Origin of the sequence: Pseudoalteromonas sp. T1lg10 (genome assembly GCF_002964545.1) — a bacterium.
GTDB lineage: Bacteria > Pseudomonadota > Gammaproteobacteria > Enterobacterales > Alteromonadaceae > Pseudoalteromonas.
The window spans coordinates 220,894-236,097 of the sequence record NZ_PQBV01000037.1 but is presented as its reverse complement, the minus strand read 5'-3'; the positions used below and the strand labels follow the sequence as shown (position 1 = coordinate 236,097).

Annotated in this window: 9 protein-coding genes and 1 pseudogene; 5 read left to right on the top strand and 5 right to left on the bottom strand. The window is 49.3% G+C overall.

Translation table 11 applies throughout. From position 1 onward, the window contains the following. The first annotated feature begins 85 nt into the window (after positions 1-85). Together adk and hemH are read left to right on the top strand one after the other, a co-directional pair. Entirely contained in the window at positions 86-730 is a 645-nt protein-coding gene (gene adk, locus C2M17_RS09785; protein ID WP_105200609.1) for an adenylate kinase, read from the top strand. 364 nt (positions 731-1,094) lie between these two features. Continuing rightward, positions 1,095-2,099 (top strand): ferrochelatase, encoded by a 1,005-nt coding sequence (gene hemH / locus C2M17_RS09780; RefSeq protein WP_105200608.1) that lies wholly within the window; start codon positions 1,095-1,097, stop codon positions 2,097-2,099. Between the two features lie 52 nt (positions 2,100-2,151). Here hemH and tpx read toward each other — a convergent pair whose 3' ends face one another. From tpx to C2M17_RS09755, 5 genes and pseudogenes are all read right to left on the bottom strand, one after another. After that, entirely contained in the window at positions 2,152-2,748 is a 597-nt protein-coding gene (gene tpx, locus C2M17_RS09775; protein WP_105200607.1) for a thiol peroxidase, read from the bottom strand. Positions 2,749-3,064: 316 nt separating this feature from the next. Further along, complete coding sequence (locus C2M17_RS09770) at positions 3,065-4,573, bottom strand: SpoVR family protein (RefSeq protein ID WP_105200606.1); 1,509 nt, start codon at positions 4,571-4,573, stop codon at positions 3,065-3,067. 14 nt (positions 4,574-4,587) lie between these two features. After that, positions 4,588-5,874 (bottom strand): YeaH/YhbH family protein, encoded by a 1,287-nt coding sequence (locus C2M17_RS09765; protein ID WP_105200605.1) that lies wholly within the window; start codon positions 5,872-5,874, stop codon positions 4,588-4,590. Between the two features lie 29 nt (positions 5,875-5,903). Further along, positions 5,904-7,825: pseudogene (locus C2M17_RS09760) on the bottom strand (PrkA family serine protein kinase). A gap of 226 nt (positions 7,826-8,051) precedes the next feature. Then, entirely contained in the window at positions 8,052-8,636 is a 585-nt protein-coding gene (locus C2M17_RS09755; protein ID WP_105200604.1) for a Fe-Mn family superoxide dismutase, read from the bottom strand. A 337-nt stretch (positions 8,637-8,973) separates the two neighbouring features. On the opposite strand from C2M17_RS09755, the gene C2M17_RS09750 reads away from it, so the two are divergent. The 3 genes from C2M17_RS09750 (at position 8,974) to gltB (ending at position 15,198) form a co-directional block, all read left to right on the top strand. Beyond that, on the top strand, positions 8,974-9,315 hold the full coding sequence (locus tag C2M17_RS09750) for a Grx4 family monothiol glutaredoxin (protein WP_105200603.1): 342 nt from the start codon (positions 8,974-8,976) through the stop codon (positions 9,313-9,315). Positions 9,316-9,566: 251 nt separating this feature from the next. Continuing rightward, on the top strand, positions 9,567-10,397 hold the full coding sequence (locus C2M17_RS09745) for a substrate-binding periplasmic protein (RefSeq protein WP_158684005.1): 831 nt from the start codon (positions 9,567-9,569) through the stop codon (positions 10,395-10,397). Between the two features lie 343 nt (positions 10,398-10,740). After that, positions 10,741-15,198, top strand: coding sequence for a glutamate synthase large subunit (gene gltB, locus C2M17_RS09740; protein ID WP_105200601.1), 4,458 nt, complete (start codon positions 10,741-10,743; stop codon positions 15,196-15,198). The last annotated feature ends 6 nt before the right edge of the window (positions 15,199-15,204 follow it).

Genomic DNA, 15,204 nt, shown 5'->3' with positions numbered 1-15,204 from the left:
TTTTTATCCTTGAGTAACACTCGTCCTTGTGAAAAAATTTGAGTTTATTTTATGACCCCAATAACGCAGACACGAGGATATGATTATGCGCATTATCTTATTAGGCGCACCCGGTGCTGGTAAAGGCACGCAAGCTCAGTTTTTAATGGACAAGTACGGCATTCCACAGATTTCTACCGGTGACATGCTACGTGCTGCTATTAAAGAAGGCACGCCGCTTGGTTTAGAAGCGAAGAAAGTGATGGATGCGGGCCAACTTGTGTCTGACGATATTATCATTGGTCTGGTTAAAGAGCGTGTAGCTAAAGCCGACTGTGAAAACGGCTTCCTACTTGACGGTTTCCCGCGCACTATTCCACAAGCCGATGCCATGAAAGAAAACGGCATTGCCGTTGATCATGTTATCGAGTTTGATGTTGCCGACGAAGTGATCGTTGAGCGCATGGGCGGTCGTCGCGTACACCCCGGCTCTGGCCGTGTTTACCACGTAGTTTACAACCCGCCTAAGGTGGAAGGTAAAGACGACGTGACCGGTGAAGACCTAATCATCCGTGATGACGATACCGAAGAAACGGTACGTAAGCGTCTGGCTATTTACCACGATCAAACCAAGCCTCTGGTTGATTACTACCAAGGTGAAGCCGAAGCGGGCAACACTCAGTACCACAAGCTAAATGGTACTCAGGCGGTTGAAACCGTAAGTCAGCAACTAGCTGAATTACTAGGTTAAGCGCCGAAAAAACAAAAACCGCCGTCAGGCGGTTTTTTGATCCTAGCGCTGCTTTTATCGGTATAATCAGTATCCTAGGGTCTGTTTATCTTTGCGGTTTACTTTATGTTCAATCTAAACGCATTCTGATCGCGACGCTCGTTATGCAGCATAGTTATTCTATGTCAGTAACGAGCAACAAAGAGCAGAGGGCGTTTAGAAGAACCCCTAGGGCAGCGCTTGAAGCCTATTTCTCCCGTGTTGGCACATGTTTATGTAGAATAACTACACCACACATGTGCCGCCTTGTATAAATACGTTACAAACAGCTACAGAAACAAACAACAAAGGTCAACAGACCCTTGCAACGAAAGGAAATGAGTTTATGTCTTTAGCTTTGACGCAGCCAGCCAGTCGTTATGGTGTGTTGTTGGTCAATTTGGGAACTCCGGAGGCGCCGACGGCCGCGGCGGTGCGTGCTTACCTTAAAGAGTTTCTTTCGGACACCCGAGTGGTGGAGATCCCGCCTTTGCTGTGGTCCATCATCCTCAATGGCATTATTTTGCCCACACGTTCAGCTAAGGTGGCCAAGGCCTATGCCTCTATCTGGCAAAGTGAAGGCTCGCCGCTGCGGGTCATTACCGAGCGTCAGGCAAAGGCCCTCAAGCAAGCCATTCAAAGCCAAAGTGGCCAGTCTATTCATGTGGACTATGCCATGACCTATGGTCAGCCCAGCATTCAACGCAGAATTGCTGATATGCAGGCTCGCGGCATCGACAAGATAGCTGTCTTGCCTTTATATCCTCAGTATTCGGCAACCACCACTGCCGCGGTATTCGATAAGCTGAATCGTCATCTTGCTAAGGTGCGTAATATCCCCGAGATCCGTTTCTTAAAGCATTATTATGAGCGCGACAGCTATATTCATGCCTTGGCCGGGTCTATTGCCAAATACCGCCAAGTTCATGGTGACGCAGAAAAGCTGATTTTCTCCTTTCATGGTATCCCTAAGCGCTGCGTGAATAAGGGCGACCCTTATTACGAGCACTGCAAGTTTACCGCCGAGCGCTGCGCACAGAAGTTGGGGCTCAGCGATGAGCAATGGCTGATGACCTTTCAGTCGCGCTTTGGCAAAGAGGAGTGGTTACAGCCCTATACGGATAAAACCTTAACCGAACTGGGTCAAGCTGGGGTGAAAAAGCTGCAGGTGGTGTGCCCGGCCTTTGCCGCCGATTGTTTGGAAACCCTGGAGGAAATATCGGTAGAAAATGCCGAGATTTTCACCGAAGCGGGCGGTGAGCATTTGGGTTATATCCCAGCACTGAATGATGATGCCGAGCATATCGAACTCCTGGTCGAGCTTGCCTATTCGCAGTTGCAGAACTGGTAATTAAAAAAGCGCCCTCGGGCGCTTTTTTAATGTCTGATTTTTACCGCGGATATTAAAGTGAATCTAGAGCGGCGATGGCTTTTTTATAGTCCGGCTCTTGTGAGAGTTCACTGACCAATTCCTTGTAAACCACCCTGTGCTCTTTATCGAGGACAAATACGGCTCGGCTTAAAATGCCCATGTCTTTAATAAGCAGCCCATAATGTTCGGCAAAATCGCGCCACACAGCATCGGATAAGGTTTCCAGCTTGTCTATGCCTTCTGCGGCACAATAGCGTTTTTGCGCAAAGGGCAGATCGGTGCTGATGGTGAGCATGGCTACCTGCGGGTAATTGGCTGCCACCTGCTCGTTAAAATGTTTGGTTTGAATGCTGCACACCCCAGTGTCCAGGCTCGGCACTACGCTTAGCAGCACTGCCTGTTGTTGATAATCACTCAGGCCTTTGGCCTGGAATGCACTATCGACAACACGAAAATCAGGCGCCTTTTGACCAACGGCTACACCATTTCCGAGCAGTACCACGGGCTTGCCTTTGGCTGTAACCTTATTGGCATCCAGGGTGTTGATGGTGGTGCTTTGTTCTGCGAAGGCGCCGTAGCTGACACTGGAAGCCAGCACGAGGGCGCTGAGCAATACTTTATTTATCATATTCTTGCCTTAATTTTAATCTGTATGCTGTAAATTGTTTTGATAGAGCCAGTCTATATTTAAATTGAGTAATGTTAATACCACTATTTGTGGTTAGCTTTTGTAAAATAAGCGGTAATTATTATTTCATACCATTCTCAGGCCCTGGTGTCAGGTATTCTAAGTGATGAAAACATCAGTGTCGCGCAGCGGTAACTCGCCCGCTTTTGCCCACAGGCTGAGAAGTACAACTTATGCTCGCAACCCATGACTGAGAATGTCTGACTCTATTACAGACCGACAATCTAGACGTTTTATTTCTTCGTTTATTCTCGACTTAGTGCTCGAGTTCCAACTCTGAGTTGGGACAAGTGCCTAACTTGACTATGCTACCGTCAGCGTTTTCCTGCTCAAGGCGTACGGGGAAGCCCCATAACCTGTGCAGGTGTTTAAGCACCTCATCCTTGGATTCGGCCAATGGAATACCAAGATGAGGGATATAGCGCAGGGTTAGCGACCTATCGCCACGAATATCAATGTTATAGACCTGAATATTGGGCTCATGATTGCTGAGGTTGTATTGTGCTGACAGAGCCTGGCGAATTTTCTGGTAGCCGTTTTCATCATGGATCGCTGCGACTTCTAAATGCGGTTGCTGGCTGTCATCGACAATGGAAAAAAGTTTGAATTCACGAATGAGCCGCGGTGATAAAAACTGGCTGATAAAGCTCTCATCTTTAAAATTCTGCATCGCAAAATGCAGGGTTTCCAACCAATTACTGCCCGCATACTCGGGGAACCACTGACGGTCCTCATCGTCCGGATTTTCACAAATACGGCGAATATCCACCATCATATTAAAACCCAAGGCGTAGGGGTTGATGCCGGAGTAATAATTGCTGTTGTAGGGTGGCTGATAAATTACATTGGTGTGGCTTTGCAGCACCTCGAACATAAAACCATCGGTGAGTTTGCCCTCGTCATAGAGGTGATTAAGCAGGGTGTAGTGCCAGAAGGTGGCCCAGCCTTCATTCATAACCTGGGTTTGCTTTTGCGGGTAGAAGTACTGGGATATTTTACGCACTATACGCACTATCTCACGCTGCCAGGGTTCCAGGAGAGGCGCATTTTTTTCGACAAAATAGAGAATATTTTCCTGCGGCTCTGAAGGAAAACGCGGGCGCTTTTTACTTTTTTGTTGCTCACTGGTGGGAATGGTACGCCACAGCTCATTGACCTGAGATTGCAAGTAATCGGCGCGCTCCTGCTGGCGCTTTTGCTCCTCATACAGGGATATTTGCTGCGGTCGCTTATAGCGGTCGACGCCATAATTCATCAGTGCATGGCAGGAGTCGAGAATATCTTCTACCTCATCTATGCCATATTTTTGCTCGCACTCGGCGATGTAGTTTTTGGCGAACAGCAGGTAATCGATAATGGAGCCGGCGTCGGTCCAGGTTTTAAACAGATAATTCCCCTTAAAAAAGGAATTGTGGCCATAACAGGCATGGGCCATCACTAAGGCCTGCATGGCCATGGTGTTTTCTTCCATCAGGTAGGCAATACAGGGGTTGGAGTTAATAACGATTTCATAGGCCAAGCCCATTTGGCCACGGCGGTAGTTTTGCTCTGTTTGAATAAATTTCTTACCGAACGACCAGTGGTTGTAGCCTATGGGCATGCCGACGCTGGAGTAGGCGTCCATCATCTGCTCGGCGGTGATCACTTCAATCTGATTGGGGTAAGTGTCGAGCTTATAGTGCTCGGCGACCCGTTTGATCTCCTGCCGATATTCTTCCAGTAAATCAAAAGTCCAATCTGGGCCGTCACTTAAAGGCTTGGTCATAGTCACCCCTTATGCTAGGCGCGTTGCGCCGTAGTGCTTGCACTTTTTTTAAAGAGTTCGCGGAAGATAGGGTAAATGTCTTCCACCGAGGTAATGTGCTTAATGGCAAAGTTCCCGAAGTGCGCCGCTAATTGTTCATACTCGCGCCATAGGCTTTGATGGGCGCGATTGGTGATCTCCACATAGGCGTAGTAGCGCACCATGGGTAAAATCTTGTTGCTCAGCACCTCAGCGCATTGAGGGGAATCATCGGCCCAGTTATCGCCATCGGACGCTTGGGCGGCGTAGATATTCCACTCGCTGGAGGAATAGCGGGCGGCAATGATCTGGTGCATCAGCTTTAGGGCGCTGGAAACTATGGTGCCGCCAGTTTCTTGAGAATAGAAAAACTCCTGCTCATCGACCTCCTTGGCCTGGGTATGGTGGCGTATATACACTACCTCAATGTCTTTATAGGTGCGGGTCAGGAATAAGTAGAGCAGAATATAAAAGCGCTTTGCCATATCCTTGGTGGCCTGATCCATGGATCCGGACACATCCATCAAGCAAAACATCACCGCCTTGGAGGTGGGGTGGGGGCGTTTTTCATAGTTGCGAAAGCGCAGATCATAATTATCGATAAAGGGCACGGCCGAAATTTGGCGCTCCAGCTCTTCTATTTGCACCAGCAATTGATTGATACGAGTTTGCTCCGGCACAGGTTGTTGCTCTAGGTGCATAAGTTCTTGTTTGAGTTCGGCCAACTCACGCTTTTTCCCTGCTGTCATGGCCACTCGGCGCGCTAAGGAGCTTTGCAATGAGCGGATGATATCTATATTGCTTGGCACCCCATCGCTACAAAAACCGGCCCTGTGGGTGCGCATCTGCACCAGCTTGTCGAGGCTGTTTTCCTGTAAGTTAGGCAGCTCTAGATCTTCAAAAAGGAGGTCTAGATATTCGTCCTTGGAGATGGAGAACACAAAGTCATCCGTGCCTTCTCCTTGGTCGCTGGCTTCGCCTTCACCGGCGCCACCGCTTTGCCCTGCGGGAGGGCGCTTGATCCTGTCGCCGGTATTGAACTGATCATTGCCCGGGTGCACCTGCTCGCGAAAGCCGCCCTTGCCCTGATGAAACACCGGCTCTTTGATGTCCTTTGCGGGTATGGATATGCTCTCGCCGCTGGACACATCGGTGACACTGCGTTTGTTTATGGCGTCTGAAACGGCTTCCTTAATTTGCTTTTTATAGCGTCGAATAAAGCGTTGACGATTAAGCGTACTTTTATTCTTGCCGTTCAGGCGCCTATCGATAAAGTGCGCCATAAAATTCCCCTCAACTTACTTCAAAGGCGTTATTGTGATTTGCGTACGCGCAAGTACCACTCAGATAACAGCCTTACTTGTTTCTGGGTGTAGCCCTTAGCTACCATGCGATTAACAAAGTCTTCGTGCTTCTTCTGATCTTCCGCCGAGGTTTTGGCATTGAAGGAGATAACCGGCAACAAATCCTCGGTATTTGAGAACATCTTCTTCTCTATCACGGTGCGAAGCTTCTCGTAGCTGGTCCACAAGGGGTTTTTGCCATTGTTGTGCGCCCGTGCCCGCAGGACAAAGTTGACGATTTCGTTGCGGAAGTCCTTAGGATTAGAGATGCCCGCAGGTTTTTCAATTTTTTCCAACTCGGCGTTCAGAGCGGCACGGTCAAATAGCTGCCCCGTATCCGGGTCGCGGTACTCCTGATCCTGAATCCAAAAGTCTGCATAGGTCACATAGCGGTCGAAAATATTCTGACCATATTCGGAGTAGGACTCTAAATAAGCGGTTTGCAGCTCTTTACCGATAAATTCAACGTATTGCGGGATCAGGTAGCCCTTAAGGTGCGATAAGTAACGCTCTTGTACCTCGGCACTGTATTGTTCACGCTCGATTTGTTGCTCAAGCACATAAAACAGATGCACCGGGTTGGCCGCCACTTCGCTGTGATCAAAGTTAAAAACCCGGGACAGTATCTTAAAGGAGAAACGTGTCGACAGCCCGGTCATCCCCTCATCGACGCCAGCGTAGTCGCGATATTCCTGATAGGATTTGGCCTTGGGATCCGTATCTTTGAGGCTTTCGCCGTTATAAACCCGCATTTTTGAATAAATACTGGAGTTTTCCGGCTCTTTAAGGCGGGATAAAACTGAGAACTTGGCTAAAGTCTCGAGTGTGCCTGGGGCGCATGGAGCGTCGATAGCTCACTGTTTTGTAATAGCTTATCGTAAATTTTTACTTCTTCGGTAACGCGCAGGCAATAGGGCACTTTAACGATATAAACCCTGTCGAGGAAAGCCTCGTTGTTTTTGTTGTTTTTAAAGGTTTGCCATTCTGACTCATTGGAGTGAGCGAGAATAATACCGCTAAAGGGCAGGGCCGAAATGCCTTCGGTGCCGTTATAGTTGCCTTCTTGGGTTGCAGTAAGCAGTGGGTGCAGCACCTTGATTGGCGCCTTAAACATTTCCACAAACTCCATCAAGCCTTGGTTGGCCAGGCATAAAGCGCCGGAATAGGCGTAGGCATCGGGATCATTTTGGGCAAAATGCTCTAGTTTACGAATATCGACCTTACCAACTAGGGCCGAGATATCCTGGTTGTTCTCATCGCCGGGTTCGGTTTTGGCGATGGCGATTTGATTTAAAATAGAGGGGTAGCGCTTAACCACCCTAAACTGGCTGATGTCGCCATTGTATTCTTTTAAGCGTTTCGCCGCCCAAGGCGACATTATAGTGCGCAAGTAACGTTTTTTGATGCCGTATTCGTTCTCTAACAGGTCGCCATCTTCCATGGCGTTAAAAAGGCTTAATGGATGGTCATTAACCGGCGAGCCTTTTAAACAATAAATCGGCACCTGTTGCATCAGGTATTTCAATTTTTCGGCGATGGATGACTTACCGCCACCAACTGGGCCAAGTAAGTACAGAACTTGTTTATACTCTTCAAGGCCTTGCGCAGCGTGTTTAAGGTAAGACACTATTTGCTCTATGGCATCTTCCATACCATAAAACTCACTGAATGCCGGGTAGCGGGCGATCACCCTGTTGGAAAATAGGCGACTGAGTATCGAGTCTTGCGAGGTATCTATCATCTGCGGCTCGCCTATGGCCGTCAGTAGTCTTTCAGCGGCCGTGGCGTAGGCCGTTTTGTCTTGTTTGCACAACTCTAAAAACTCGCTAACGCTATATTCTTCTTCTTGGGATGCTTCAAAGCGAGATTGATAATGCTCAAATATTGTCATAGCGACCTCCAAGGAACCCGAAGCTAAGATGAAAGGCAAAGATGCAACTCGGTTACTTAAAGCGTAGACAGTGTTATAAAAATTTGCGAAATATATTAGGAATTTAGTCCTCTGGATTGGCGTTGGATTCAGGCATAAAAAAAGCCCAGTTGTACACCGACAACAAGGCTTTTTTTGTCATTTAGTCAAGGTGAAATTAATTCACCTTAACATGAATGTTTGGCGATTAAGCAGCGAAGTTTTGGTTCGCGAAATCCCAGTTAACTAGTGCCCAGAAACCTTTAAGGTAATCAGGACGCAGGTTACGGTAATCGATGTAGTAAGCGTGTTCCCACAGATCCACAGTTAGGATAGGAGTTACGCCAGCTTCAGTTAGCGGAGTCGCTGCATTTGAAGTGTTAACGATATCTAGAGAACCGTCGGCAGTTTTAACTAGCCAAGTCCAGCTTGAACCGAAGTTGTTAACTGCTTTATCGTTGAAAGCTTCTTGGAACGCTTCGAAAGAACCCCATTTAGCGTTGATAGCATCGGCAACTGCGCCAGTTGCTACACCACCGCCATTTGGAGATAGGCTGTGCCAGTAGAAAGTGTGGTTCCAGATTTGTGCAGCATTGTTGAAAACACCGCCTTCTGATGAACATACGATCTCTTCTAGTGATTTACCTTCGAAATCAGTACCTTCGATTAAGCCGTTTAACTTTACTACGTAAGTGTTGTGGTGCTTACCGTGGTGGTACTCAAGAGTTTCTTGAGAAATGTGCGGCTCAAGAGCGTTGATTTCATAAGGTAGTGACGGTAGTTCAAATGCCATGTTTTTCTCCATCTGTCTTTATTTGAAAATGGGCTTTAACCGGGTGCACGTTGCGCTCGGTGTACTGAAAGCCTTTATAGTGGTACTATAATTCCCGAGTATTTTACTCAAGTTTAAACAAACAGCAACGCTTTAAGAAGTGTAAGCTATTCTCGCTTTTACCAATGTTAGCAAGCATGGCACTATTTTTCGTTAACTTTGCGAGAAAAATAGCTCATGCGTTTACCCTGGGAAACTATCCAGCGTTGGCCGTTTGCTTTAACATACCCTAAACATTGTGGTCGCGGTGGTGGTTTTCAATACAAACCAGCATCGAAAATTGAAATAGAGGTTGTTAATGGAAACCATTGATAAGATTAAACAGCAAATTGCCGAAAACCCGATTCTGCTTTATATGAAGGGTTCGCCTAAATTACCAAGCTGCGGCTTTTCTTCGCAGGCTTCACAAGCGTTGATGTCTTGTGGTGAGCAATTTGCTTACGTGGATATTCTACAAAACCCGGATATTCGCGCTGAATTGCCTAAATATGCCAACTGGCCAACCTTCCCACAGCTTTGGGTTGAAGGCGAGTTGATCGGCGGCTGTGACATTATTATCGAAATGTTCCAACGCGGTGAATTACAGCCACTTATTCAAGAAACTGCTGCTAAATATAAAGAAGCGGACAGCGCCGAGTAAGCAAACAGGCTATGCTCTTGGGCGCAACCAAGGGCTATGTCGTTGATAAACGATAAAAATAATACTTAAGCCGGCAGTCGCCGGCTTTTCTTTTTCTTTTCTTTCCATCTCGCCAGCATCTATTACACTTTCATCTAGGCATTAATGGGTGACTATGGAAGTGGGTGATGTTCTCAGTGCGAATTCAGGGAATACTCGTGTTACTCCTTGCGACAAGCTGGCCGTTTAAGTGGGTCGTAGCAGCAGACAAGGTGACACAAGTAACCCTGGAATACCGACTTGATAATCAGAACTACAGTTACACAGGTATGTGGCAGGGTGCGACTCTGAGTTTTGATGGCGGCCGAGAGCGCAAGGCGGTGGTAGCTACTCTTGATTGGCCTCCCTACATAGGCCGGCAAGAATGCCAAGGTGGCTGGCTGCTTCAGTATATGGCGGCGGTGATAATACAGGCCGGCTACAATCCCGAATTTCGCTTTTTACCCTGGGCCCGTGCTGTGCGTATGGCGGAGCTGGGTCATGTGGATATACTCGCTCCCGAATATGAAATAGAAGCTTCGGCACCGTCCGATGTGGTGCTAGGCAATACTCGTTTACAGCATTTAGCCTTGTCCTCACCTTACGCCCACACTCCCGTGCATTATATTAGCGCCGCCAACAGCGAGCTCACCCAGGCTCCGGCTCCTCAATCCTTGTCCGATTATGCTGTGGGCGTGGTACGTGGCTACCAAAATGCGCCCGAGGTGGACAAAGTGCTCGACGGTGGTCGCGTGATTGTGCAGCAAGCCATAGACGACAGCCAGAACCTGCAATTATTACTTTCGGGGCGAGTCAACCTGATTGTGGCCGATCCCCTAGTGATAAACACCCTGGCTCAGCGTCAGAATGTCGCCAGCGATAGCTACCGAGTATTGCAACCGGCTATCACCGAGCAGCCCTTGTATTTTGCGCTGTCAACGGCGCGGCCTCAGTGGCAAAGGTTAATGTTGGAGACTAATAGTGAGATCGCGCAGATGCAGAAACAGGCGTTGCGTACGCAACTGATGTCCCGACTCAAACAAGCCTGCCCTGCATACAATTAAAAAACCAGTGAATACCTACCGCTGTTTTTGAATAATTATTCACTATGAGATCTCGTTTACGTTAACGTAAAGTGCAGGTTTACCTTAACGTAATTTAGCGTTTTTTCATTTTGACACTGGTGTCATGTTAAAAATAACGAATATAAAGCGGATAAATAGTACAAGGTGTTTACTTTTTATGGTGATCACAAATAATGAAAAATATTCAAGATTGTGAATATGTATTCGTTATTTCGTTGACACCCCAGATGCAAAGGGTTAGCGTTGACGGTCCGCTAGCACCACAGCAAGGGTCAATAATTGCCAAGCTAGCACGCAGTAGCAATGGGGAGAGGGGTCCAACATGTTATATGACTCAAGTTTAGAAAAAGATAATTGCGGCTTTGGCTTAATAGCCCAGGTCAACGGTCAGGTTAGCCATAAACTTATTCGCACCGCCATTACCGGATTGGCGCGTATGGAGCATCGTGGCGGTATTTCTGCCGATGGTAAAACCGGCGATGGCTGTGGTTTATTGATGCAAAAGCCCGATAGCTTCTTTCGTGCTATTGCCAAAGAAAATGATTGGTTGCTGGGTAAAAACTATGCTGTCGGCATGCTTTTTTTAAGTCAGGATCCCGTCCAGGCCCAGGCGGCCAAGGCGCTGGTGGCAAAAGAATTAGAGCAGGAAACCCTGACCTTGGTGGGCTGGCGCGAGGTGCCGGTGGATACCAGTTATCTGGGTGATATTGCCTTGGCGCAATTGCCGCAGTTTGTGCAGGTATTTGTCAGTGCCCCTGAGGGCTGGCGACCCAAGGATTTAGAGCGCCGCTTGTATATCGCCCGGCGCCGAATCGAAAAGCAGTTGCAGCAGGATAAGGATTTTTATATCGCCAGCTTGTCTGGTTTGGTGACCGTCTACAAGGGCTTGATGATGCCCGAAGACTTGCCTAATTTTTATCTCGACTTGGCCGATATGCGCATGACCACGGCGATCTGCGTGTTCCACCAACGCTTCTCTACCAATACCCAACCGCGCTGGCCTTTGGCCCAGCCGTTTAGATATTTGGCGCACAATGGCGAGATAAACACCATCACGGGCAACCGCCAATGGGCCAGAGCTCGCGCCTACAAATTTGCCTCGCCGCTGTTGCCGGACTTACAGACCGCGGCGCCCTTTGTGAATGAAAGCGGTTCGGATTCATCGAGCCTGGATAATATGCTCGAGTTGTTTTTGGCCGGCGGCATGGACTTGTTCCGAGCCATGCGTATGTTAGTGCCGCCAGCATGGCAGAAAAACCGCGCCATGGATGAGGATTTACGCGCCTTCTACGATTTTAACTCCATGCATATGGAGCCCTGGGACGGCCCAGCCGGCATAGTGATGTCGGATGGTCGCTTCGCCGCTTGTAATCTGGATAGAAACGGTCTGCGTCCGGCACGCTATGTGTTGACCCAGGACGGCTTTATTACCCTGGCCTCAGAAGTAGGGATCTGGGATTATGCCGCCGATGAGGTGGTGGAAAAAGGCAGGGTAGGCCCAGGTGAGCTGATGGTCATAGATACTTTGCATGGCAAGGTGTGGCATTCCGATGAAATCGATCAGGATCTAAAAGCCCGGCATCCTTACAAGCAATGGCTTGAGCAAAACGTTAGGCGCCTGACGCCTTTTGAGTTACTGAGCGATAAAGAGGCGGGTAACCGTTCATTCGACGAAGAGACCCTGCTTATCTATCAAAAGATGTTCGCCTATACCAATGAAGAGTTGGATCAGGTGATCCGAGTGATGGGTGAAAATGGCCAGGAAGCGACCGGCTCCATGGGTGATGATACCCCGTTTGCCGTGCTTTCCGAGGGGCATAGATCTCTGTTCGACTATTTCCGCCAGAAATTTGCTCAGGTGACTAACCCGCCTATAGATCCACTGCGGGAAAATCATGTTATGTCTTTGGCGACCTGCATTGGCCGCGAACAAAATGTCTTTAACGAGACCACGGGCCATGCCAAGCGCTTGCAGTTTGACACTCCCATACTTATGTATTCCGACATGGTACAGCTGCGCAGCGCCAATGATGAGCACTACAGCCATAGTTCAATCGATTTAAACTACACCGCCGATGAAACCCTGGAGCAGGCACTAGTGCGCATTTGTGATGAAGCGCAGCGCAAGGCCGAATCCGGTGTGGTGATGTTGCTGCTTAGCGACAGACATATCAGTCAGGACAGCCTGCCTATTCCGGCCGCCATGGCCGTGGGAGCTGTGCACCAGCGCTTGGTCAACAACAGCCTACGCTGTGATACCAATATCATTATCGAAACCGGCAGCGCCCGCGACCCGCATCAATTTGCGGTCTTACTTGGCTTTGGTGCCACCGCTATTTACCCTTATTTGGCCTATGAATCCTTGGTGGCGATGAGCGATGCCAAGGTCATTAACAAGAGCTATCGCGAGGTGACGCTTTCGTATCGTAACGCCATCAACAAGGGCCTGCTTAAAATCATGTCTAAGATGGGTATTAGTACAGTGGCTTCCTATCGCTGTTCCATGTTGTTCGAAGCCGTTGGCCTGTCCGAGCAGGTGGTGGATCTGTGCTTTAACGGCGTTGCCAACCGCATTAGTGGTGCCGGCTTTGAGGATTTCGAGCAGGATCAGTTGAAGTTGCGACAGCTTGCCTTTAGCGCGCGTAAGCTTTTGACTCACGGTGGTTTATTAAAGTTTGTTCATGGCGGTGAATACCATGCCTATAACCCGGATGTGATCCAGTCGCTGCAAAAAGCAGTTCGATCCGGCGATTATCAGGATTATCTGCGTTATGCAGACTTGGTTAATAACCGGCCGATCACCAACATTCGCGATATGTTGGCGCTTAAGGGCGGCACTAAGGCCATTGCCATCGATGAGGTAGAAGCACCCGAGGAGCTGTATAAGCGTTTCGACTCGGCGGCCATGAGTATAGGTGCCCTGTCACCGGAAGCGCATGAGGCTCTGGCGATTGCCATGAACCGCCTCGGCGGTTGCTCCAACTCGGGTGAGGGCGGCGAAGATAAGTTGCGATATGGCACAGAGAAAAACTCCCGCATCAAGCAGGTGGCTTCGGGGCGCTTTGGCGTTACGCCGCATTACTTGCGCAGTGCCGATGTTATTCAGATCAAGGTAGCGCAAGGCGCCAAACCGGGCGAGGGTGGACAATTACCAGGGGAAAAGGTCACCCCCTATATCGCCAAGTTACGTTACTCAGTGCCCGGTGTGACCTTGATTTCACCGCCACCGCACCATGATATTTACTCCATTGAAGACCTGGCCCAGCTGATTTTTGATCTTAAACAGGTGAATCCCGAGGCCATGATCTCGGTTAAGCTGGTGTCTGAGCCCGGTGTTGGCACTATAGCCACTGGGGTGGCCAAGGCCTACGCGGACCTGATCACTATAGCTGGTTACGATGGCGGCACAGGTGCAAGCCCGCTGACCTCAGTCAAATACGCCGGCAGCCCATGGGAGCTCGGTCTGGCGGAAACCCAGCAGGCTTTGGTTGAAAATGGCTTGCGACATCGTATTCGCTTGCAAACCGATGGTGGCTTAAAAACCGGTCTCGACATTATTAAAGCGGCTATCTTGGGCGCCGAAAGCTTTGGTTTTGGTACTGGCCCCATGGTGGCGCTGGGCTGCAAATACCTCAGAATTTGTCATTTGAATAACTGTGCCACAGGTGTGGCGACTCAGGATGAAACCCTGCGTGCCAAGCACTATCACGGTCTGCCGGAAATGGCGATGAACTACTTTAAGTTTATCGCTCAGGAAGCGCGCGAATTGATGGCCTCATTGGGCGTAACCCGATTGGTTGATTTGATCGGGCGCACCGACTTGCTTGAGGCGCTCGAAGGCAAAACGGCGAAGCAGCAAAAGCTGGATTTATCGCACTTGCTGGCACAACCAAAAAATATAAGCGGTCAGTCCTTATATTGTTCTATGCCTAATACCTCACACTATCGCGGCGCCCTTAATGAAGAGCTGTTGGCGAAGACGAAGCAGGCCATAGATAATCGCAGCGGAGCCAATCTGGTGACGCGTATCTGTAACACCGACCGCTCGGTAGGGGCCATGCTTTCCGGTTATATCGCCGCCCAGCATGGTAACCAGGGCATGGCTGCAGAGCCGGTGCGTATTGAATTGCATGGCACCGCTGGTCAGTCGTTTGGGGTGTTTAATGCCGGTGGTCTGGAAATGACTCTTGTCGGTGATGCCAATGACTATGTGGGCAAGGGCATGGCTGGCGGCCGTTTGGTGGTGCGTCCGCCTTTGGGTTCTTGCTTCCAGTCACACCAGGCGGCAATTGTAGGTAATACCTGTTTATACGGTGCCACTGGCGGCAAATTATATGCCGCGGGCTGCGCTGGTGAACGCTTTGGCGTTCGTAACTCCGGAGTTACCGCGGTGATTGAAGGTCTTGGCGACAACGGTTGTGAATATATGACCGGCGGAGTGGTCTGTGTGCTTGGTAAGGTAGGTATTAACTTTGGTGCTGGCATGACCGGAGGTTTTGCCTATGTGCTTGATGAAGCACATGACTTTACCAAGCGCATGAACCCTGAGCTGGTGGAGATAGTGAGCCTGGAGCAGTTGCCGACTCATCAGGAGCATCTGCGTGGTTTGATTGCCGAGCACCTTGAGCTGACTGGCTCGCAGCGCGCCGAGGCCATCCTCGCCAGCTTCGATCTTTACTTGCCCATGTTTAAGTTGGTGAAGCCGATTTCCAGTGATGTTCATAGCCTGTTGGGACACCGCGCCCGCAGTAGCGCCGAACTACGAGTGCAGGCGCAATAGGAGGAA

Bases quoted from the DNA above. Each gene is read 5' to 3' on its own strand.
- adk (WP_105200609.1), top strand. From the start codon at position 86: ATGCGCATTATCTTATTAGGCGCACCCGGTGCTGGTAAAGGCACGCAA.
- hemH (WP_105200608.1), top strand. From the start codon at position 1,095: ATGTCTTTAGCTTTGACGCAGCCAGCCAGTCGTTATGGTGTGTTGTTG.
- tpx (WP_105200607.1), bottom strand. From the start codon at position 2,748: ATGATAAATAAAGTATTGCTCAGCGCCCTCGTGCTGGCTTCCAGTGTC.
- C2M17_RS09770 (WP_105200606.1), bottom strand. From the start codon at position 4,573: ATGACCAAGCCTTTAAGTGACGGCCCAGATTGGACTTTTGATTTACTG.
- C2M17_RS09765 (WP_105200605.1), bottom strand. From the start codon at position 5,874: ATGGCGCACTTTATCGATAGGCGCCTGAACGGCAAGAATAAAAGTACG.
- C2M17_RS09755 (WP_105200604.1), bottom strand. From the start codon at position 8,636: ATGGCATTTGAACTACCGTCACTACCTTATGAAATCAACGCTCTTGAG.
- C2M17_RS09750 (WP_105200603.1), top strand. From the start codon at position 8,974: ATGGAAACCATTGATAAGATTAAACAGCAAATTGCCGAAAACCCGATT.
- gltB (WP_105200601.1), top strand. From the start codon at position 10,741: ATGTTATATGACTCAAGTTTAGAAAAAGATAATTGCGGCTTTGGCTTA.